Here is a 21,795-nt window from a genome sequence, read left to right on the forward strand (position 1 = left end):
TACGCCTGCCTCTCCGCCGGATCGGCATCTTTTTTAGAGAATCATCATGAATGTTGTAGTGGTGGAATCGCCTGCCAAGGCCAAGACGATCAATAAGTATCTGGGTCCAGGATACAAGGTGCTCGCCTCTTTCGGCCATGTGCGCGATCTGCCTGCCAAGGATGGATCAGTTCTTCCGGATCAGGATTTCGAGATGCTTTGGGAGGTGGACAGCGCGTCCGCCAAGCGCATGAAGGATATTGCCGACGCGGTGAAATCCTCCGATGCCCTGTTCCTGGCGACCGACCCGGATCGCGAAGGCGAAGCGATCTCCTGGCATGTTCTCGACCTTCTGAACAAGAAGCGCGTCATCAACGGCAAGCCGGTCAAGCGCGTCGTCTTCAACGCCATCACCAAGAAGGCCGTGCTCGATGCGATGGCCGATCCGCGCGACATCGACGTCCCGCTGGTCGATGCCTATCTGGCACGGCGCGCACTCGATTACCTCGTCGGCTTCAACCTCTCGCCGGTTCTCTGGCGCAAGCTGCCCGGCGCGCGTTCCGCCGGCCGCGTGCAGTCGGTTGCGCTGCGCCTCGTCTGCGATCGAGAATCCGAGATCGAGCGCTTCGTTTCCGAGGAATACTGGAACCTTTCGGCGCTCTTGAAGACGCCGCGCGGCGACGAATTCGAGGCAAGACTGGTTGCCGCCAATGGCAAGCGGCTGCAGCCGCGCTCGATCGGAAATGGCGAAGAAGCCGGCAACCTGAAGGCGCTGCTGGAAGGTGCCAGCTATGTCGTCGAAAGCGTCGAGGCAAAGCCCGTCAAGCGTAACCCGGCACCGCCCTTTACGACCTCCACGCTGCAGCAGGCAGCCTCCTCCAAGCTCGGCTTCTCGGCCTCGCGCACCATGCAGATCGCGCAGAAGCTTTACGAGGGCGTCGACATTGGCGGCGAGACCGTCGGTCTGATCACCTATATGCGTACAGACGGCGTACAGATGGCGCCGGAAGCGATCGATGCGGCGCGAAGCGCCATCGGCGAGCAGTTCGGTGAACGCTACCTGCCGGAAAAGGCACGTTTCTACTCGACCAAGGCGAAGAACGCCCAGGAAGCGCATGAAGCGATCCGCCCGACCGACTTCAACCGCTCACCGGATCGCGTCCGCAAATTCCTGGATGCCGACCAGATCCGTCTCTACGATCTGGTCTGGAAGCGCGGTATCGCCAGCCAGATGGCATCGGCCGAAATCGAACGTACGACGGCTGAAATCATTGCCGACAACAACGGCCTGAAGGCTGGCCTGCGCGCCGTCGGTTCCGTCATCCGCTTCGACGGCTTCATCGCCGCCTATACCGACCAGAAGGAGGATGGCGAGCAGAGCGACGACGCTGACGAGGAAGATGGCCGCCTGCCGGAGATCAATGCGCGCGAGAACCTCGCCAAGCAGAAGATCAACTCGACGCAGCATTTCACCGAGCCGCCGCCGCGTTATTCCGAAGCCTCGCTCATCAAGAAAATGGAAGAGCTCGGCATCGGCCGTCCGTCCACCTATGCCGCGACGCTCGCGACACTGCGCGACCGCGACTATGTGACGATCGACAAGCGTAAGCTCATTCCGCAAGCAAAGGGGCGTCTCGTTACCGCCTTCCTCGAAAGCTTCTTCACCAAGTATGTCGAATATGATTTCACGGCCGATCTCGAAGAGAAGCTCGACCGGATTTCGGCCGGCGAACTGAACTGGAAGCAGGTTCTTCGTGACTTCTGGAAGGATTTCTTCTCGCAGATCGAAGACACCAAGGAACTGCGCGTCACCAACGTTCTGGACTCGCTGAACGAAGCCCTGGCACCGCTGGTCTTCCCGAAGCGCGAGGACGGCAGCGATCCGCGCATCTGCCAGGTCTGCGGCACCGGCAACCTGTCGCTGAAGCTCGGCAAGTACGGTGCCTTCGTCGGCTGCTCCAATTATCCGGAATGCAACTATACCCGCCAACTCTCTTCCGAGAACGGCGGCGAGGCCGAAGGCGCTGCGCTGAACGAGCCGAAGAACCTCGGCACCGACCCGACCACCGGCGAGGAACTGACGCTGCGTTCGGGCCGTTTCGGACCCTATATCCAGCGCGGCGACGGCAAGGATGCCAAGCGCTCCTCGCTGCCGAAGGGCTGGAAGCCCGAGGATATCGACTACGAGAAGGCGATGGCGCTGATTTCGCTGCCGCGCGATATTGGCAAACATCCGGAATCCGGCAAGATGATCTCTTCCGGGCTCGGCCGCTACGGGCCGTTCCTGCTGCATGACGGCACCTATGCCAACCTGGAAAGCATCGAGGACGTCTTCTCGGTCGGTCTCAACCGCGCCGTGACGCTGATTGCCGAAAAGCAGGCCAAGGCGCCGGGCGGCAACCGCGGAACGCCGGCAGCCCTGAAGGAGCTCGGCGCTCATCCTGACGGTGGTGCGATCACCGTTCGCGACGGTCGCTACGGCCCCTATGTCAACTGGGGCAAGGTCAACGCGACGCTGCCGAAGGGCAAGGATCCGCAGGCCATCACCGTCGAAGAGGCGCTGGCGCTGATCGCAGAAAAGGCAGGCAAGGCTCCCGCCGGCAAGACAAAGGCCAAGTCGGCGGCGAAGCCGAAGGCTGCGGCCGCTGAAGCCAAGACGACGAAGACCGCCGCAAAGCCGAAGGCAACCAAGGCAAAAGCGCCGGCGAAAACGAAAAAGAGCTGAGAGTGGCGAGAGAACCGCGCGAGACTACGAGAGCCATGGGCAAGCGCCCGGGAAAATTCGGACGCGCGAGCAGGGAACCTGCGCCTGAGCCGCTGAACATCGTGCACGGCATCCTGCCGCCGCGCGAAGTCATCCTGCGTTTCATCGCCGAACATCCGCAGAAAGCCTCCAAGCGCGAACTCGCTAAGGCCTTCGGGCTGAAGGGCGAAAGCCGCGTCGAGCTCAAGCACCTGCTGCAGGAGCTGGAGCAGGAAGGCATGCTGCAGAAGACCCGCAAGTCGCTGATCCGGCCCGGTGCGCTGCCGCCCGTCACCGTGCTCGACATCACCACGCGCGACAAGGATGGCGAGTTGATCGGCCGCCCGGCCGAATGGCCGGAGGATCAGGGCGTGGCCCCTGCCGTCGCCATTCGCCAGCAATCGCCAGCGGGCCGTCAGGGCAAGGGCAAGTCGCCGGTTGCAGGCATGGGTGACCGTATCCTTGCCAAGATCTTCCCGGCTGTCGATCGTGGCGGCCCGGCCTATACCGCCCGCATCATCAAGGTGATCGACAAGCGGCGGGGCGCCAGCATGGGCGTCTTCAAGGATGCGCCCGGCGGTGCCGGACGCCTGCTGCCCATCGAGCGGCGCGGCGAGGAAATGGTGATCGACCCTGAATACAAGGGCGATGCCAAGGACGGCGATCTGGTCGAGGTGGAGATTGCGCGTCTTGGCCGTTTCGGCCTGGCTCGTGCCAAGGTGCTTTCGGTCGTCGGCTCCGTCGCTTCGGAAAAGGCGATCTCGATGATCGCCATCCATGCGCACGGTATTCCGCATGTCTTCCCGCCAGCCGCCGTCGCAGAGGCGGATGACGCCAAGCCTGCCACCATGTCGCATCGGGAGGACTGGCGCGACCTGCCACTGATCACCATCGACCCTGCCGATGCCAAGGACCATGACGACGCCGTCTATGCCGAGGATGATCCGTCGGAAGACAATGCCGGCGGCGTTATCGTCACCGTCGCCATTGCCGACGTCTCCTGGTACGTGCGGCCGAATTCACCGCTCGACCGTGAAGCGCTGAAGCGCGGCAACTCGGTCTACTTTCCCGATCGTGTCGTGCCGATGCTGCCGGAGCGGATCTCCAACGATCTCTGCTCGCTGAAGGAAGGCGTCGACCGCCCTGCCCTTGCGGTGCGCATGGTCTTCTCGAAGGACGGCCGCAAGATCGGGCATACCTTCCATCGCATCATGATGAAGAGCGCTGCCAAGCTGTCCTATCAGCAGGCGCAGGCTGCGATCGACGGTAAGCCTGACGACAAGACCGGGCCGATGCTGGAGCCAATCCTGAAGCCGCTGTGGCACGCTTACGAGACGATGAAGCGCGGTCGCGACCGGCGCCAGCCGCTCGAGCTCGACATGCCTGAGCGCAAGATACTGCTGAAGCCCGACGGCACCGTCGACCGGGTCTTCGTGCCGCCGCGCCTCGATGCCCATAAGCTGATCGAAGAAATGATGATCCAGGCGAACGTCTGCGCTGCCGAGACATTGGAAAAAAAGCGCCAGCCGCTGATCTACCGTATCCACGATACGCCAACGCTTGCCAAGCAGGAGGTGCTGCGCGAGTTCCTCGCTACCCTCGGCATCTCGCTTGCCAAGGGCGGCAATATGCGCGCCAACAGCTTCAACGGCATCCTCGCAAAGGCGGACGACACACCGCACCAGACGATGGTCAACGAGATGGTACTGCGCTCGCAGAGCCAAGCGATCTACAGTCCTGAAAATATCGGACACTTCGGCCTGAACCTGATGAAGTATGCGCACTTCACCTCGCCGATCCGCCGTTACGCCGACCTGATCGTGCACCGTGCGCTCGTCGGCTCACTCGGCTTCGGCGAGGGCGGCATCACACCGGACGAGGAAGCGACACTCGACGACATCTCCGCCGAAATCTCCACCTTCGAGCGTCGCGCCATGGCCGCCGAACGCGAGACGGTCGATCGGCTCATCGCCCATCATCTTGCCGGCCGCATAGGCCAGGAATTCGAGGGGCGCGTTTCGGGCGTCACCAAATCCGGTCTGTTTATCATGCTGCCGGACTATGGCGCGGACGGTTTCATCCCTATATCTACGCTCGGCACCGACTACTTCATCTATGACGAGGCGCATCAGGCGCTATCAGGTGAAAAGACAGGCCTTGGCTATCGTCTCGGCGACGATGTGACCGTGCGGTTGGCAGAGGCGATCCCGCTTGCGGGCGCCCTGCGCTTCGAGATGCTGAGCGAGGGACGCAAGATGCCGACGGCTGTGCGCTCCTTCCACAAGGCGGGGCGACGCGACGCAAGCCGCGCTCGCAAGAAGATCGGAACGAGGCCGCCGCGCGGGCGGCACTAGTTCCGGGAAGGGAAAGATCGATGAGCACACCGACAGACGAGGTCGTCCGCTACGGGGATACGCCCGATGCCGAGCGCCCGCTCGGGCGCTCCATCATGCGCGGCATGCTGAACCGCTGCCCAGCCTGCGGCAGCGGCAAGCTGTTTCGCGCTTTTCTGAAGCCCGTCGATCATTGCGCCGCCTGCGGCGAGGCGATGTACCACCAGCGCGCCGACGACCTGCCGCCCTATATCGTCATCCTCGTGCTCGGCCACGTCGTCGTCGGTGGGTTCATGCTGACGGACATGGCCTTCGTCCTGCCGGTCTGGGTGCATCTCGCCATCTGGACACCGATCACCATCATCACGGCGCTCGTCTCGATCCAGCCGATCAAGGGCGGCGTCATAGGCCTGCAATGGGCGCTGAAGATGCACGGTTTCGGCGGCCATGATGACGAACCGGATGATTACGACGTACCCGGCCGGCAAGCTTGAACACCTTCACCTTCCAGACATATTTCGCGTGTAGTGGCAGCGACCAGAGCGCCATGACCCATAGCCGACTATCTGCAGAGGATCGACACGGTCATCATCTTTTGTACGGGGAAAGCTTACACTCAAGAAATCGCCGGCGGATGCCAGAAATATTGTGAAACCCTGCCCGTCACTTGGATTTGGCATGTCTATGTCTTTCTATGTGGCTCCAGACGGACGATTCGTCCGCATACCTCTCTAAGGATGGATAAATGTCTCAGCCGAGGAACGGCACACCGGGCGATGTTGAGGAAATCCATTGGCCTTCTCTGGTGGCAGCCGTCTCGTCCATCTCCGCCGTCGGCATAGCGATCGGCCTGGGACTTCCTCTCCTCAGCATAATTCTCGAAAAGCGTGGCATTTCCTCCACCCTCATCGGCCTTAACACCGCCATGGCCGGTATCGCGGCGATGGCGGCGGCACCGATCACCACCAAGCTCGCGCATAAATACGGTGTCGCGCCCACCATGATTTGGGCGGTGCTGATCTCGGCGCTCAGCGCGCTCGGCTTCTACTATGCACAGGACTTCTGGATGTGGTTTCCGCTGCGTTTCGCCTTCCACGGCGCAACGACCACACTCTTCATCCTCTCTGAATTCTGGATCAATGCGGCCTCACCGCCTTCCAAACGCGGCTTCGTGCTCGGCATCTACGCAACCGTCCTTTCACTCGGCTTTGCTGCCGGCCCGCTGATCTTCTCGCTGCTTGGCAGCGACGGCATCCTGCCCTTCCTGGTCGGCGCCTTCGCGATCCTGCTGGCTGCGATCCCGATCTTTATCGCCCGCCATGAAAGCCCTGTCCTGGACGAGAAGCCGGAACTGCATTTCATGCGCTATGTCTTCCTGGTGCCGACCGCAACCGCGGCCGTCTTCATCTTCGGGGCAGTCGAAGCCGGCGGCCTCTCGCTCTTTCCGATCTTTGCGGTGCGTGCGCATTTCACCGAATCGCAGGCAGCACTGCTGCTCACCATGATGGGTGTCGGTAACGTCATCTTCCAGATCCCGCTCGGGTTGCTTTCGGACCGCATCAAGGACAAGCGCCCCCTGCTGGCGCTGATGGCGCTGACCGGTTTCGTCGGCACGATGATGCTGCCGGTCCTCGTCAATAACTGGCTTCTCATGGCCGGCATCCTGCTTTTCTGGGGCGGCTGCGTCTCCGGCCTCTACACGGTCGGTCTCAGCCATCTCGGCTCGCGGCTGACAGGTTCGGACCTTGCGGCCGCCAATGCGGCCTTCGTTTTCTGTTATGCCGTCGGCACCGTTGCAGGCCCCCAGGTAATCGGCGCTGCCATCGATGTTGCCGGAAACAACGGTTTTGCCTATGCAATTGCCGGTTTCTTCGGGCTTTATGCCTTGCTCGCCGGCATAAGACTGCTTTTCCTCGGAAAGCGGGCTTGACTTTTCGGGCTAGATTCGTAGTTTCGCGCCAGAATTTGCCGTGGAGCCTATCCGGTTTTCCACGGCTTTCATTTTCTTAAAGGCAGGACGACCATGGCCAAGGCTACCACTATCAAGATCAAGCTTCTGTCGACGGCCGACACCGGTTTCTTCTACGTCACGACGAAGAACAGCCGTACGATGACGGACAAGATGACGAAGACCAAGTACGACCCGATTGCCAAGAAGCACGTCGAGTTCAAGGAAACCAAGATCAAGTAATTACCTGATCTCACGGCTCTTTCAAAAAGCGCGCGCCTCCGGGTTGCGCGCTTTTTGTTTGCACTGGGCTTGCTGACGACAATGTTAGCGCAAACAAAGAAAAACGCCGCCCTTCCATCTTCGGGAAGTGACGGCGTTTTTACGAAAAGGGGGTCGGCCAGCATGCAAAACGGCACGAGGAACCGTTTGAGATTGCGTACCAGCCGACCGACCCCACGACCCAGGAGATGCGGCGGACCTGAGCATCATGGGGTATCGACAGCTCCTCCACGGGAGCGTTTTCTGTTCTGAGCCGATAATTTGCGCAAAAATGAAAGAAAATCAACAAATTCTTAATGGTAAAATTTCCGAGTATGATTCTATGGTTAAAAGTCCAGTTTTGGCACGTGTAAAGACGCAACGAAATCTCTTTTACCAAAAGGACAATATTTGATACCAGCAAGAATTTCAGAAATATATTGCAATAATACCTCAGCCCCTCCCCTTACGTAAGGCGTCGGCGTTACGTTTTGTGAAATACGATTTACAGAGGTCAGACAATCAGGATGCAACTATAGTCCGCTCTTCTTTTCACGTTCGCCGCCTCTAGCTTTCGGGAGCAGGCGATACGTGTTATCGGAAGAAACACGCTCTAAAGTCCATTTTTGGGCTATCGGGTTGAAAAACCGGCACCTTCGTTGCAGCCAACAAAATTAAATATTCGTAAGGTTCAGCTACCCCCAGTGGATAACCGAAAGCGACGCATTACGGAACGCTATGTCGTCAGGCGGCCGAGGCCACGACGCGGTTGCGCCCGGTATTCTTGGCCTCATAGAGCGCAAGGTCTGCCTGCTTCATGAGCTGGTCGGGCGTTATGACTGAGGCGATGCGCGAGGATATGCCGAAAGAGGCCGTAATATTCAGCGTTTCGCCCGACGACTTCAGCAGGAACGGCGTGCTTTCGATGGCCGCGCGCAGGCGCTCGGCAACGGCCGCGGCAATTTCCGGCGAGGTGTCCGGCATGACGACGACGAACTCCTCCCCGCCGTAGCGGCAGGCAAGATCAGCGCCGCGGACGGTCGAGCGCACGCGGTTTGCGAATTCCTTCAGCACCTGGTCGCCGCCGTCATGGCCATAGGTGTCGTTGACCTGCTTGAAGCGGTCGATATCGGTGATCAGCACCGAAAGCGGCCGGCCACGGGCCATCGAACGGTTGAAGAGCACGTTGAGATGGTTGTCGAGATAACGGCGGTTATTGAGACCGGTCAGCGGATCGGTGACAGCGAGTTCGATCGTCTGCTTGACGCTGGCGCGCAGGCGGTCGTTGTAGCGCTTGCGGCGGATCTGCGTCAGGCTGCGGGCGACCAGCTCGTTCGGATCGACAGGGCGCACGATATAGTCGTTGACCCCAAGATCGAGCGCGCGGATGACCATCTCGTCGGCGCCCTGCTCCGTGATGATCAGGATCGGCAGGAAACGGGTCCGTTCCAGCGAGCGGAACTGCGAGCAAAGCCTGAGCGGATCGTATTCATCGAAATTGGCGTTGACGATGACGAGTTCGAAGGCGCTCTCGGCGGCTTCGAAAAGAGCTGCCTGCGGATCGGAGATGGCGACTACGTCTGCGACGGGCTTCAGCGTCTTGATGATGCGTTCCTGCGAGTTGGCACGGCTGTCGACCAGCAACACCTGTCCCGCCTCGTCGGCGCGTCCGTCACCGGCGCGCATCAACTCGTCCATGCCCATCGTATGGGCGGTCTCGGCGCGCACGCGCAGTTCGTCGCTCAGCGTCTTCAGGCGCAGCAGGCTTTTTACGCGGGAGATGAGCTGCAGGTCGTTGACGGGCTTCGTCAGGAAGTCGTCGGCACCGGCCTTCAGGCCGCGCACGCGGTCGGCCGATTGGTCGAGTGCTGTGACCATGACGACGGGAATATGGGCGGTCTTCGGATTGGCCTTCAGCCGCTCGCAGACTTCGAAACCGTCGATGCCGGGCATCATGATGTCGAGCAGGATGAGATCGACCTGGTTGCGGTCGCAGATCGCCAGCGCCTCGTAGCCGTCGGCCGCGGTCAGCACGTCGAAATATTCAGCCAGCAGCCGCGCTTCGAGCAGCTTCACATTTGCCGGAATATCATCAACAACCAGTATTCGCGCAGTCATGAATCTTTTTTCCGATGCCTCAGGCGTCGCCCAAATAAGTCTTAATCGTCTCAATGAATTTCGGAACGGAGATCGGCTTCGAGACATAGGCCTCGCAGCCGCCCTGTCTGATCCGCTCCTCGTCGCCCTTCATGGCAAAGGCCGTGACGGCAATGACCGGGATCACATGCAGTTCGTCGTCTTCCTTCAGCCACTTGGTGACTTCGAGGCCGGAAACTTCCGGAAGCTGAATATCCATAAGTATAAGATCGGGGCGATGTTTGCGCGCAAGATCAAGCGCTTCCATGCCGTTGCGGGTCTGGATCGTGGTATAGCCCGAGGCCTCGATGAGGTCGCGAAAGAGCTTCATGTTGAGCTCGTTATCTTCTACAATCATCACCTGTTTGGGCATGATTAGCTGTCCCTACGTCCGCTCTTGAAGCCAAATGTCCATGATAAAGACATTAGCTGACAAATGGCTCCATGAAACCGATAGTGCAAGCTACCGGTATTTGGTTGAAGAAAAGGTAACTCGACCACCGCAATGCAAAGCAATTTCAAGACTTCGAAACAACTTGCGGCGGCAGCAGATCCGCAAGAAACGGCCATTGCCGTCCTCGGCTGGCTTGCGAACGACCCGGATCTCTTCGGTCGCTTCCTGGCATTGACAGGCGTAGAACCCCAGCAAGTGCGCAATGCCATCAACGATCCCGGCTTTCTCGCCGGCATGCTGGACTTCCTCATGAACCATGAGCCGACGGCAATCGCCTTCTGTGAGGCGACGAACACGACGCCGGAAGCGCTGACTGCGGCATGGCGCCACTTCTCGCCGCCTGGCCTCGACTCTGGGGAATACTGATCGTGAGCAACAGCGCCGAATTCGACATCTCGCATATCCGCCTTGGCGACAGGCCGCTCATCGTCTGCGATGTCGATGATGTGGTGCTGCAATTCATCGGTCCTTTCCAACTGTACCTCAAAAGTCTCGGTCATGAATTTCTGCCGCGCTCCTTCCGTCTTCACGGCAACATCGTCTCGCTGGCCGACGGGGTTGCGCTTGAGGATCAGCATGTCAGCCGGCTGATCCTGGAATTCTTCGAAGCCCAGGAAAGCTGGCAGACGCCTATCGATCCCGTCGTTTCGACGCTCGAACGCTTGTCTGATGATGCCGACGTCCTGTTCCTCACCGCGATGCCACCGCAGTTTTCCGCCCATCGTCGTCGCCTTCTCGACAGCGCGGGCCTCACCTTCCCGTTGCTTGCCAGCGAACAGCCGAAGGGACCGATCGTGCAGGCGCTGCATGGCGGTCGCGATCTTCCGGTCGTCTTTATCGATGATATGGCGCGCAACCTGCATTCCGTGAAGGAGCATGTGGCAGATTGCCTGCTCATCCATCTCATGCCGGATTCGCCCGTTCACCGCTTCGCGCCAGCCGCCGCCGAGAATATCGCGCGGGCGAGAGACTGGGCTCATGCCGCCGAACTCATCGACCAACATCTTACGGCACATACGATCAGCCGTGCAAATCCAGCCGCATGAGCGGCCGGCCGTCCTTGCGCTGCGCGATCGTTTCGAAACCGGCCGTGTCGAAAATCGCCGTGGAGCCGATGCAAAGCGTGACGGATTTCGACTGCTTCACATGGTCGATCGGACAGGCTTCCAGCAACCGTGCGCCCTGACCGCGGGCATAATCGACGGCACCAGCAAGCAATCTGTGGCTCAAGCCTTTTCCGCGCAGATTCGGCAACAGGAAGAAACAACTGACTGCCCAGATCGAGGGGTCATGAGCGTCACCCTCCTCGAGTGGCCGCGAAACCGTTCGCGGCGAATTGAACTGCGGCACGTCGTGGCGCGGCCCCACCTGAACCCAGGCCACAGGCTCGCCCTCGATATAACAGAGAATGCCCGGCGGCGGTCCCGTCTCAATCCGGCCCTGCATATGGGCCTTGCGCTCCGAAGGCTCCATCTTCGTGCGGACGGCATGCGGAAGACGCAGCGCCACGCACCAGCAATTATAGAAGGCGCCCTGCGGGCCGAACAGCTTTTCGAAATCGCCCCAGCGCTCGGCCGTAACAGGTTCGAAACGAAGATCGATATCCACGGCCAAGCTCTCCTCCCTCTCTTGAGACTCAAAAGCTTAGGGCGTAATGTTGCAATGTTCAACCTTTGTTCTCACCATGGCGCCTGCATCTGACAAGACACCCGGCTTCTGTCGCGACTGCCTTGCCGAGCAGAAGGGAGACGTGCGCCGCTGCCATGTTTGCGGCAGCCCGCGTCTCGCGCGCCACAAAGAGCTTTACGACCTGACGCTCGCGCATATTGACTGCGACGCCTTCTATGCCGCTGTGGAAAAACGCGACAATCCGGAGCTTGCCGACAAGCCCGTGATCATCGGCGGCGGCAAGCGTGGGGTCGTCTCAACTGCCTGTTATATCGCCCGCATCCACGGCGTACGCTCGGCCATGCCGATGTTCAAGGCGCTGGAGGCCTGCCCACAGGCCGTCGTCATCCGCCCGGACATGGAGAAATATGTTAAGGTCGGGCGGCAGGTTCGCGCGCTGATGCAGGAACTGACACCGCTTGTGCAGCCGCTCTCCATCGACGAGGCCTTCCTTGAACTCGGCGGCACCGAACGGCTGCATCACGATCCGCCGGCCCGCACGCTGGCGAAGTTTGCCCGCCGCGTCGAAAAAGAGGTGGGCATTACCGTCTCGGTCGGTCTTTCCTATTGCAAATTCCTCGCCAAGGTCGCCTCCGACCTGCAGAAACCGCGTGGTTTTTCCGTCATCGGACGCGAGGAAGCCGTGGAGTTTCTGGCGCCTCGTCCCGTGACGACCATCTGGGGCGTCGGCAAGGCACTTGCCGCGACGCTCGAAGCAGACGGCATCCGCACGATCGGCCAGTTGCAGCAAATGGAAGAGAATGACTTGATGCGCCGTTTCGGCAGCATCGGCCAGCGGCTTTCCCGCCTGTCGCGCGGCATCGACGACCGCGAGGTGCATATCAACGATGCGGCCAAGAGCGTGTCAGCTGAAACCACCTTCTTCGATGATATCTCGCGTTATGATGATCTGGTGCCGATCCTGCGCAATCTCTCGGAAAAGGTCTCCTGGCGGCTGAAGAAGAACGGCATTGCCGGCCAGACCGTGGTGCTGAAGATGAAGACGGCCGATTTCAAATCGCGCACCCGCAACCGGCGCCTTGAAGACCCGACACAACTGGCCGACAAGATCTTCCGCACGGGGCTCGATCTTCTGGAGAAGGAAACGGACGGCACGAAATTCCGCCTGATCGGCATTGGCGTCACCGATCTCGGCGATGCCGGCCGCGCCGACCCGCCCGATCTCATCGACCAGCAATCCGGCCGGCGCGCGGCGGCGGAAGCCGCCATGGACAAGTTGCGCGACAAGTTCGGCAAGGGCACGGTCGAGACCGGCTATACTTTCGGTGGCAAGGGGAACCGCTAGCCTACAGCATCGGTCCGAAAATCGGAATCGATTTTCGGAAAGCCTGATGCGTAGATTCAAAGTGTTAGAGCGTCCTTTGTGCGTCCGAATGGACGCACGGCGCTCTAGGCCGGCACCGTGGACATTTCCTGCAGCGCCGCCTCCCTGTTCTTCGCAGCCTGCACATAACCGGGTTCGATCGCGATGGCACGATCATAGCTTTCCAGCGCCTCATCATGGCGCCCCAGTCGCCGTAAAACATTGCCGCGATTGTTGAGAGCGATGGCGTGACCGGCATCGAGAGCGATTGCCCGATCGTAGCTTGCGAGCGCCTGATCGAAATTCGAAAGCCGCGCCTGGATATTGCCGCGATTGCAATAGGCGGAGGCAGATGTCGGTTTCGCCTCGATCGCCTTATCGACGCAGACTGCTGCGTCACGCAGATCGCCCTTCTGCAATAGCAGCAATGCCAGATGCTGCAGAGCATCGAAATGATCTGGCATGACTAAGATCACGTCGCGATAGCCAGCTTCCGCAGCAGTAAGATCGCCGGCCCGATGACGTTCAGCGGCAGCACTGAAATGGGTTTCGGGATCACCGGTCAACCTTGGCCGCCGCGCCGCCTCGATTTTCGCCAGCAATGAACTGGCTTGCGCATGTTTCTCGTCGACGGCCAGGATCTGCCGGCAGCAGAGTTCGGCGGCGGTCGGGTTTCCATTCCTGAAGAAATGCACCGCCTGATGCATGGCGATGCCAAGCGAGTGCGGATCGAGACGGTCGCCGATATTACGGCCTGTCAGCGTCGAGATCTGCAGCTTCTCGACGATATGGTGCTCCGATCCGAGTAGATCCTTATAGCTGTAATTGCCGGTGCCCATGTCGTAGATGCGGTAGCCATTTTCGATCGCCCAGCGCAGATTGTAGCAATGGAGCATGAAACCGGGGCTGATCGAGTGGCGGAAGGTCAGGTCGCGACTTCCGAGGAAGCACATCATCGACTTGCGGTAGGGATCGAGGAAGATGATGAAGGTGCCGACCGGCTTGTCCTGATGCCAGAGGATCGGCATGAACACCGTGCCATGCTCGATGCAGGCCGGCAGCATATGACGGCTGTTGTCGAGAATGAACTTTCCGTAGCGCGGCTGGCGCTCGCCCCATTGCAGGTTCCACATCTCGTAAAAGAGCGCCAGGTCGCGCTCCATCGTCTCGGGCGTGACGTGAGTGATACGCAGTTCGTTCTGCGGTGCGACGAGATCGCGCAGCGCTTTTCGCGCATTGCGCCGGGTCTTCGAGCCGAAACGCTCATCGACGAAGGTTTCGAAATCATCGCCGAGCGGCACATAGACATAGACGTCGTGGTCGATGTTTTCACCAACCGAGGTGATGTGCGGCCTGCGAGCGACCTTTCTCTTTGAAAATTCGGAAACCGGAAAGGCCTCGAGGAGCGCCTTCAGTCTCTCCTCGGATATATAGACATCGTCGAGATCGAGATGTTTCCAGTTGAAGGTCTGGAGGCAATCGGCAAAGGCGCTGAGCGCCGCTTCGGCATCCTCGGGACGTGTCAGGAGGCCATTATAGCCGGCGTAAGGCGTGCCGCCGAGCCGCAGTATATTGACGAGGCCCTGCCCTTCCTCGAATTCGACATGCAGCTGGATGGGCAGGAAAGCCACGTATCGTTCATCCCCCTCCTGCCGCTTAGCGGCGAGAACGAACGACGAAGCACGCCGCTCCAGCCATTTGACGATCCAGTGCCAGGAGAGGAAGTAGTTCCCCTCCGGATCGGCAGCGTAGACCTCGTTCCAGTTATCTTTCAGGGCATGCAGATCATCGAACGCGGAAGCAATATCGACATGCATTTCCAAGTCTCCCCCAAGACTTCTCCTTTTTTAGATTTGCATAAAATTGAATATCCCACAATCTCGTGATCAAAGCGGCGCCGCGTATTCAAGCCTTCGTTAAACTTCGCGTGCTTAACTCGCGTCGTTTTTGTGCATGTGGTGTATTGCGTCATGTCTGTGCGTGTAAGCGTTCTTATCGGGTTGCTGTCGGCAACCGCTCTTGTCCATCCGGCTTTTGCAGCAGACGCGCGCACGCTGCAGATTTTCGTGTCCAAGGATAAGCAGTCGCTGGCCGTCTATGACGGTGCGGAGGTCGTGGCGACCTCCAAGATCTCGAGCGGCAAGGATGGGCACACGACGCCGAGCGGTATCTTCTCCGTCATCGAGAAGCAGAAGTACCACGAATCCAATATCTATTCGAACGCGCCGATGCCCTTCATGCAGCGGCTGACATGGTCCGGCATCGCGCTACACGAGTCTAATTCCGTGCCGCGCTATCCGGCCTCGCATGGCTGCGTGCGCATGCCCGACGCCTTTGCGAAATCGCTCTACAAGATGACCGAGATGGGCGTGCCTGTCATCATTACCGACAGTGAGCTGATACCAGAGCCGATTGACCATCCGACCCTGTTCCGCCCCAACCGGCCCGAACCGGCACCACTGCTATCGGACGTGGAGCTGCGGCCGTCCATAGGTGACGCGAAGACGCAGGTGCAGGTCGCCATGAACGAGACGACGGCTGCCCTGCCGATGCCGCAGTTCCAGCTGCAGGCGCCTGCTGCGGATAGCGCGCCGATCAGCATGCTGATTACGCGCCGGACGCTGCGTGAAAACGTCATCGATATCCAGACCCTGCTGAACCAGCTCGGCTTTGCTGCCGGCGAGCCTGATGGGCTGGCCGGTCCTGCGACCGTTCAGGCCATCAATGCCTTCAAGGCGCTGCGGCCAACGGAATTTGCCCGTGACAAGGGCCTGGTCACTGATACTCTCCTTAAGGAAGTTTACGCAGCGGCAGGCAAAGGCGAGCCTCCGAATGGCGTCATCATGGTACGGCAGGATTTCAAGCCGCTCTTCGAGGCGCCCATTACCATCGCCGGTCCGGGTCTTGCTCTCGGCACGCACTTCTTCTCGCTGCATTCAGTCGATGAGGCGGCCGGCACGGCGGACTGGCTGGGGGTAACGCTGGAGAACAATCTCTCCCGCGAGACGGTGAAGCGGCTCGGCATCGCCAATCAGGAAAGCTCCATCATCAGCGGCCGTCCAATCGCCAGAGCGCTCAGCCGCATCTCGATGTCAGAAGAAACCCGTCACCGGATCGATGCACTGATCTCGCCTGGCTCAACGCTGACGATATCAGATACAGGCCTCGGATCCGAAACCGGCGAAGGCACGGGATTCATCACCATCACCCGCGAGAGCTGAGGCTTACCAAAGCTTCTCGCTGGCGCGTTCGTCGTAGCTTCGGCGGGCGGAAATGATCTTTGCCTGGTTCGTTTCCGTCCAGACCACGAGCGCCTTGATCGTGTCGTGCAGCGTGCAGCCGAGATCCGTCAGAGCATAATCAACCCTTGGCGGAACGACGGGATAGACTGTCCGCTCGATCAGCCCGTCACGCTCGAGCTGACGCAATGTCGTCGTCAGCATACGCTGGCTGATGCCATCGATGCTCTTGCGCAATTCGGTAAAGCGCAAGGTGCGTTTTTCGAGCAGGGCAATGACCAGCAGCGACCATTTGTCGGCGATGCGATCGAGGATCTGGCGCACCTCGCATTCTTCCCGCGAATCCCACTGGTGGACGTCGTAATCGCGGTCGGTGCTGCAGCAGTCACTCGGTGAGTTTGAAGTGCCTTCTTCCATGGCTCCGAACCATGCCTTATGTCAGCTTTGGTTACAATAGGGAACCGAGGATCAATATGTAACCATTCTCGCTCTTCCCTGCTTCACGGACAAGGAAATCAGGATGTCTACAAGTCCTCCACTGGCATTGGATAGCGGAAGAATGAGCCGCAGCGCTGCCGGAATGCTCGCCGTTCTGTGCGGCGCCATCTTTCTCGAAGGCGTCGATGCGGCCATGCTCAACATCGCGCTTCCATCGATCCGGGCCGAGCTTGGTCTTTCGACCACCACGCTGAGCGCCGTGGTTTCGGCCTATGTGCTTGCCTATGCCGGGCTGATGCTGCTTGGCGGGCGAGTCGCCGACATGTACGGCAAGCGCAAGGTCTTCCTGACGGCACTGACCGTCTTCCTGCTGTTCTCCGGCCTCGGCGGCTTTGCGACCGAGGGCTGGATGCTGCTGACGGCTCGCTTCGTGACGGGTGCAGCGGCCGCCTTCATGACGCCCGCCGGGCTTGCGCTCATCAATGGTAGCTTTCCGGAGGGATCGCAGCGTAACAGGGCCGTGCTGATCTATGCCGGCACGGCCTCGGCCGGCTTCTCCCTCGGCCTCGTCATTGGCGGGCTTCTGTCCGCCGTCGGCTGGCGATGGGTGTTTTTCGCACCTGTTATCTTCTCCGCCATCCTGCTCGTTGCCGGCACGAAGCTGATCGTGGAGAACAAGGAGGACACAACCCCACGCCAGAGGTTCGACATTGCTGGCGCGCTGACGCTGACCGGCGCCATGCTGCTTGCCGCCTATGCGCTGACGCGACTGGAGCATGCCACCAGTGAGCTAACCTGGACGATTGTGGCGGCAGGCGCGAGCGCGGTGCTCTGGTTCGCCTTCATCCTCATCGAACGCAATTCGCGTGCGCCGCTGGTGCGGCTCGGCATCTTCCGGTCTGCCGCCCTGGTACAATCCAACCTCGGAGCGATGCTCTTCACCGGCGCCTTCTTCGGCTTTCAGTTCATCGTCTCGCTCTACCTGCAGGAACTGCTCGGCTGGTCCTCCTTCGAAACCAGCCTCGCCCTCATCGTCATCGGCATGGACGCCATTCTGGCGCCCCTGCTGACGCCCCTACTCGTCGAGCGCTTCGGCAATGGACGCGTGGTGCTTGGCGGCTTTGCTTTTGCCCGGGCTACGCGCTCTTCCTTGGTATGGGGCTCGACTGGACATATGCGGCGATGCTGCCGTCGACGATCCTGCTCGGCCTGGCCTTCTCGCTTGGCTACGGCCCGCTGACGATCATTGCGACTGAAGGTATTGCCGAAAACGAACAGGGACTGGCAAGCGGGCTGGTGAATACGTCGTTCCAGTTCGGCGCGGCCCTCGGCCTCTCCGCCGTCAGCGCCGTCGGCACACTTGCTCTCGGCGATGGAGACAGTCCATCCGAACGCCTGGAAGCGCTGCGCACCGCCTTGCTGGTGCCGGTCGCGGCGACGTTGATCGGCATGGTCATCATGGGCTTCGGCAGAGGCCGCTGCGCGGATGCATCCTGCCGGCTGCAGGCCGGCTGAAAAATAAAGGCGACCGGCGCACTGCCGGTCGCTCTTTTCGTTCAGACGAGTTCGACGTCGACGACGCCAGGAGCAGCCCGCAAGGCAGCTGCAATCTCGGGCGTGATGCGATATTTCTCTTGCAGCACCACTTCGACCTCGCGCTTGCCCTCCTCCTTGATGACGATGAAGGAGACGAGGCCGTCGCCCTTGGCGTTCAGATGTGCGGCGACGGCGCGTAGCGGGCCGGAGTCGCGGACATAGACGCGTAGCGCCTTCTGCATCTGCAGCGACTTTTCCTCCAGCGACTGGATGGTCTGCAGACGCAGGCTGACACCTTCCGGCCGCTCTTCGCCGATCGCGGTGATGACGAAGGATTTCCCGGGCTCGAGTATGTCACGATACTGGTTCAGCATTTCGGAGAAGAGCACGGCTTCATACTGGCCGGAGGAATCCGAGAAGACGATGATGCCCATCTTGTTGCCGGTGCGCGTCTTGCGCTCCTGCTTGGAAATGACGGTGCCCGCCAGTCGCCCGTTCGCAGCGCCCTGCTTCACCGCCGTCGAGAAATCCGCGAAGGTCTGTACGCGCATCTTCTGAAGGATGTTGTTGTAGCTGTCGAGCGGATGGGCGGTCAGGTAGAAGCCCAGCACCTGGAATTCCTTGAGCAGCCGCTCGGAGGCAAGCCAGGGCGAGAACGGCGGCAAGGCGATCTTTTCCGGACCCGAGGATAGCGCACCGCCGAAAATATCCGACTGGCCGCTCAGTTTGTTTTCCTGGGCGCGCTGCGCATAGCCGAGCACGCGGTCGAGACCGGCCGAAAGCTGGGCGCGATCCAGGTTGAAGCAATCGAAGGCGCCTGCATAGATCAGGCTTTCCAGCACGCGGCGGTTCACCTGGCGCGGATCGATGCGCAGGCAGAAATCCTCGATGCTGGCAAAGGGCTTGTCGCCGCGCATTTCGACGATGTGATCGACAGCGGATTCACCGACACCCTTGAGAGCCGCAAGCGCGTAATAGATACGGTTGTCGCCGGTCTCGAACTGGCGGAAGGAGGTCTGGACGGAGGGCGCGATGACCTCGATGCCCAGGCGCTTGGCATCCTGGCGGAAGTCGTTGACCTTTTCGGTGTTCGACATATCGAGCGTCATCGACGCGGCCAGGAACTCGACCGGATAATGCGCCTTCATATAGGCCGTCTGATAGGAGACGATAGCGTAGGCGGCAGCGTGCGACTTGTTGAAGCCGTAGTTTGCGAACTTTGCGAGCAGTTCGAAGATGTTGTCGGCCTGCGGCTTCGACACGCCGTTCTGGACCGCGCCGACGACGAAGCGCTCGCGCTGCTGGTCCATTTCGGCCTTGATCTTCTTACCCATGGCGCGGCGCAGAAGATCGGCTTCGCCAAGCGAATAGCCCGACAGGACCTGGGCGATCTGCATCACCTGCTCCTGGTAGACGATAACGCCCTGCGTTTCCTTGAGCAGATGGTCGATCATCGGATGGATCGATTCCAGCTCTTCATCGCCATGCTTGCGGGCATTGTAGGTCGGAATGTTTTCCATCGGACCCGGGCGATAGAGGGCGACCAGCGCGATGATGTCCTCAATACAGTCCGGCTTCATGCCGATCAGTGCCTTGCGCATGCCGGCACTTTCAACCTGGAACACGCCGACCGTCTCGCCGCGCGAAAGCATCTCGTAGGTCTTCTTGTCGTCGAGCGGGATCTTCGGAAGATCGACCTCGATGCCGCGCTTCCGGCAGAAGTCGACAGCGACCTTGAGCACGGTCAGCGTCTTCAGGCCGAGGAAGTCGAACTTCACGAGACCGGCCTGTTCCACCCATTTCATGTTGAACTGGGTGACCGGCATGTCGGACCGCGGATCGCGATACATCGGCACGAGCTTCGACAGCGGACGGTCGCCGATCACGATGCCGGCGGCATGAGTCGAGGCGTGGCGGTAGAGGCCTTCGATCTTCTGGGCAATATCCAGAAGGCGGGCAACGACCGGTTCCTTGGCTGCCTCTTCCTGCAGCTTCGGCTCTTCCTCGATCGCCTTGGAAAGCGGCGTCGGGTTTGCGGGATTGTTCGGCACCAGCTTGCAGATCTTGTCGACCTGGCCGTAGGGCATTTCCAGCACGCGGCCGACATCGCGCAGTGCCGCGCGCGCCTGCAACGAACCGAAGGTTATGATCTGCGCCACCTGCTCGCGACCATATTTCTGCTGCACGTAACGGATCACCTCTTCGCGGCGGTCCTGGCAGAAGTCGATATCGAAGTCGGGCATCGAGACACGTTCGGGATTGAGGAAGCGTTCGAAGAGCAGCGAGAAACGCAGCGGATCGACGTCGGTGATCGTCAGCGCATAGGCGACCAGTGAACCCGCACCCGAACCGCGGCCCGGACCGACCGGAATATCCTGCTGCTTGGCCCATTTGATGAAGTCCGCAACGATCAGGAAGTAGCCGGGGAACTTCATGCGCTCGATAACGCTGAGCTCGAATTCCAGCCGTTCGCGGTAATCCTTCTCCTCGTAACCGGCGGACATTCCAAGCTCGGCAAGGCGCATATCCAGCCCCTCCTCCGCCTGGCGGCGAAGTTCGAGCGATTCTGCGCGCTCGGCCTCCTCGGGATCATCGGTCGCGCCGGTGAAGCGTGGCAGGATCGGCTTGCGGGTCTTCAGAATGAAGGAACAGCGCCGTGCGATCTCGACGGTATTATCCAGTGCCTCAGGCAGATCGGCGAAAAGCTTTTCCATCTCTGCACGGCTCTTCAGATAATGATCCGGCGAGAGGCGGAAGCGGCTGTCGTCGGAAACGATGGCGTTGTGGGCCACCGCCATCAGCGCGTCATGCGCGTCGTAATCGTCTCGTGTCGGGAAGAAGGCCTCGTTGGTCGCCACCAGCGGCAGATCATACTTGTAGGCAAGGCCGATGATCTTCTGTTCGTGGCGCTTGTCGTAGGTTCCGTGCCGCTGCAGTTCGACATAGAGCCGGTCACCGAAGAGGCGCTTCAGCGCCAGCAGTCGCGTCTCTGCCGCAGCAGCATGGCCGTCCTTAAACGGCATGTCGACAGGGCCGGTCGAGGCACCGGTCAAAGCGATCAGCCCCTCGGTACCGATTTCCTCCAGCCAGGAGGAACGGATATGGACAGCCTGATTGCTCTCACCGCCGAGATAGGCGCGGCTGACGAGATCGACCAGCCGCTCGTAACCCGCATCCGTAGCTGACAGAAGCACGATCGAAGGCAATTTAACCAGCGCCTGCTGACCGCCTCGCTTCTCGGTGTCGAGGCCATCTTCCATGTCGATCGACACCTGGCAGCCGATGATCGGCTGCAGACCGTCCTCCAGCGCCTTCTGGGAAAATTCCAGGGCGACGAAAAGATTGTTGGTATCGGTGATGGCGATTGCCGGCTGGCTGTCGCCCGATGCCTTGTAGAGGATCTTTTTGAGGGGCAGCGCGCCTTCGAGCAGCGAATAGGCGGAGTGGACCCTCAGATGGACGAAGCCCGGTTTTCCGCCGACGACTGCGCCAGCAGCACCTTTTTCCGCATCCGCCATGATCTGCCTTTCGAACCGCCTCACTGAAGAGTGCGCATTGTCGGCATTGTCGGCGATTCTGTCCAGAAAAAGTCCCGCTTCGGGACCGCATGGCTGCCATGCGATCCCCTGAATTCTTACATTGCCATGACGATCAGCGAAAAGCTGGCAATGAACATTGCGATGGAGGTGAATGCTGCGATATCACGGATCATGTCAGTCATTTGGCTCTCCGTTTG

17 protein-coding genes are annotated in these 21,795 nt (G+C 60.2%); 11 read left to right on the plus strand and 6 right to left on the minus strand.

Going from position 1 to position 21,795, the window contains the following annotated elements; genetic code table 11:
* The first annotated feature begins 46 nt into the window (after positions 1-46).
* The 5 genes from topA (at position 47) to rpmG (ending at position 7,246) form a co-directional block, all read left to right on the plus strand.
* Complete coding sequence (gene topA, locus AC1DM5_RS17870; RefSeq protein WP_477822584.1) at positions 47-2,704, plus strand: type I DNA topoisomerase; 2,658 nt, start codon at positions 47-49, stop codon at positions 2,702-2,704.
* Between the two features lie 2 nt (positions 2,705-2,706).
* A complete protein-coding gene (gene rnr / locus AC1DM5_RS17875) occupies positions 2,707-5,076 on the plus strand; it encodes a ribonuclease R (RefSeq protein ID WP_477822583.1) in 2,370 nt (789 codons plus the stop codon).
* Positions 5,077-5,096: 20 nt separating this feature from the next.
* The gene (locus tag AC1DM5_RS17880; RefSeq protein ID WP_477822582.1) at positions 5,097-5,549 is read left to right on the plus strand and encodes a DUF983 domain-containing protein; all 453 of its coding nucleotides are present in this window, start codon (positions 5,097-5,099) and stop codon (positions 5,547-5,549) included.
* 251 nt (positions 5,550-5,800) lie between these two features.
* A complete protein-coding gene (locus tag AC1DM5_RS17885) occupies positions 5,801-6,985 on the plus strand; it encodes an MFS transporter (RefSeq protein ID WP_477822581.1) in 1,185 nt (394 codons plus the stop codon).
* A gap of 93 nt (positions 6,986-7,078) precedes the next feature.
* Positions 7,079-7,246 (plus strand): 50S ribosomal protein L33, encoded by a 168-nt coding sequence (gene rpmG, locus AC1DM5_RS17890; RefSeq protein ID WP_003587245.1) that lies wholly within the window; start codon positions 7,079-7,081, stop codon positions 7,244-7,246.
* 762 nt (positions 7,247-8,008) lie between these two features.
* On the opposite strand, the gene AC1DM5_RS17895 is transcribed toward rpmG, so the two are convergent.
* Both AC1DM5_RS17895 and AC1DM5_RS17900 read right to left on the minus strand, forming a co-directional pair.
* The gene (locus tag AC1DM5_RS17895) at positions 8,009-9,382 is read right to left on the minus strand and encodes a PleD family two-component system response regulator (RefSeq protein WP_477975371.1); all 1,374 of its coding nucleotides are present in this window, start codon (positions 9,380-9,382) and stop codon (positions 8,009-8,011) included.
* Positions 9,383-9,401: 19 nt separating this feature from the next.
* Complete coding sequence (locus AC1DM5_RS17900) at positions 9,402-9,773, minus strand: response regulator (RefSeq protein WP_003547430.1); 372 nt, start codon at positions 9,771-9,773, stop codon at positions 9,402-9,404.
* 132 nt (positions 9,774-9,905) lie between these two features.
* Between AC1DM5_RS17900 and AC1DM5_RS17905 the strand changes: the two genes are divergently transcribed.
* Both AC1DM5_RS17905 and AC1DM5_RS17910 read left to right on the plus strand, forming a co-directional pair.
* Positions 9,906-10,220 (plus strand): DUF3572 domain-containing protein, encoded by a 315-nt coding sequence (locus AC1DM5_RS17905; protein WP_113185645.1) that lies wholly within the window; start codon positions 9,906-9,908, stop codon positions 10,218-10,220.
* On the plus strand, positions 10,175-10,900 hold the full coding sequence (locus AC1DM5_RS17910) for a hypothetical protein (protein ID WP_477822579.1): 726 nt from the start codon (positions 10,175-10,177) through the stop codon (positions 10,898-10,900). The genes AC1DM5_RS17905 and AC1DM5_RS17910 overlap by 46 nt, the downstream gene beginning before the upstream one ends.
* Here AC1DM5_RS17910 and AC1DM5_RS17915 read toward each other — a convergent pair.
* A complete protein-coding gene (locus AC1DM5_RS17915; protein ID WP_477822578.1) occupies positions 10,875-11,462 on the minus strand; it encodes an N-acetyltransferase family protein in 588 nt (195 codons plus the stop codon). The two genes, AC1DM5_RS17910 and AC1DM5_RS17915, sit on opposite strands and share 26 nt — an antisense overlap.
* Positions 11,463-11,538: 76 nt before the next feature.
* On the opposite strand from AC1DM5_RS17915, the gene AC1DM5_RS17920 reads away from it, so the two are divergent.
* A complete protein-coding gene (locus tag AC1DM5_RS17920) occupies positions 11,539-12,828 on the plus strand; it encodes a DNA polymerase IV (protein ID WP_477822577.1) in 1,290 nt (429 codons plus the stop codon).
* 104 nt (positions 12,829-12,932) lie between these two features.
* Here the strand turns inward: AC1DM5_RS17920 and AC1DM5_RS17925 are convergent, their stop codons facing one another.
* Positions 12,933-14,663: a GNAT family N-acetyltransferase gene (locus AC1DM5_RS17925; protein WP_477822576.1), complete on the minus strand. Its 1,731-nt coding sequence runs from the start codon at positions 14,661-14,663 to the stop codon at positions 12,933-12,935.
* A 153-nt stretch (positions 14,664-14,816) separates the two neighbouring features.
* Here AC1DM5_RS17925 and AC1DM5_RS17930 point away from each other — a divergent pair, with 153 nt between their 5' ends.
* Positions 14,817-16,067: a L,D-transpeptidase family protein gene (locus tag AC1DM5_RS17930; RefSeq protein WP_477822575.1), complete on the plus strand. Its 1,251-nt coding sequence runs from the start codon at positions 14,817-14,819 to the stop codon at positions 16,065-16,067.
* A 3-nt stretch (positions 16,068-16,070) separates the two neighbouring features.
* Here the strand turns inward: AC1DM5_RS17930 and AC1DM5_RS17935 are convergent, their stop codons facing one another.
* Positions 16,071-16,502: a winged helix-turn-helix transcriptional regulator gene (locus AC1DM5_RS17935; protein ID WP_477822574.1), complete on the minus strand. Its 432-nt coding sequence runs from the start codon at positions 16,500-16,502 to the stop codon at positions 16,071-16,073.
* Between the two features lie 142 nt (positions 16,503-16,644).
* Between AC1DM5_RS17935 and AC1DM5_RS17940 the strand changes: the two genes are divergently transcribed.
* Complete coding sequence (locus AC1DM5_RS17940; protein WP_477975374.1) at positions 16,645-17,763, plus strand: MFS transporter; 1,119 nt, start codon at positions 16,645-16,647, stop codon at positions 17,761-17,763.
* Positions 17,706-18,038: a hypothetical protein gene (locus AC1DM5_RS17945; RefSeq protein WP_477822572.1), complete on the plus strand. Its 333-nt coding sequence runs from the start codon at positions 17,706-17,708 to the stop codon at positions 18,036-18,038. The genes AC1DM5_RS17940 and AC1DM5_RS17945 overlap by 58 nt, the downstream gene beginning before the upstream one ends.
* A 41-nt stretch (positions 18,039-18,079) precedes the next feature.
* On the opposite strand, the gene dnaE is transcribed toward AC1DM5_RS17945, so the two are convergent.
* The gene (gene dnaE / locus AC1DM5_RS17950; RefSeq protein WP_477822571.1) at positions 18,080-21,577 is read right to left on the minus strand and encodes a DNA polymerase III subunit alpha; all 3,498 of its coding nucleotides are present in this window, start codon (positions 21,575-21,577) and stop codon (positions 18,080-18,082) included.
* Between the last annotated feature and the right edge of the window lie 218 nt (positions 21,578-21,795).

It is taken from the genome of Rhizobium sp. 01T437 (genome assembly GCF_056398505.1).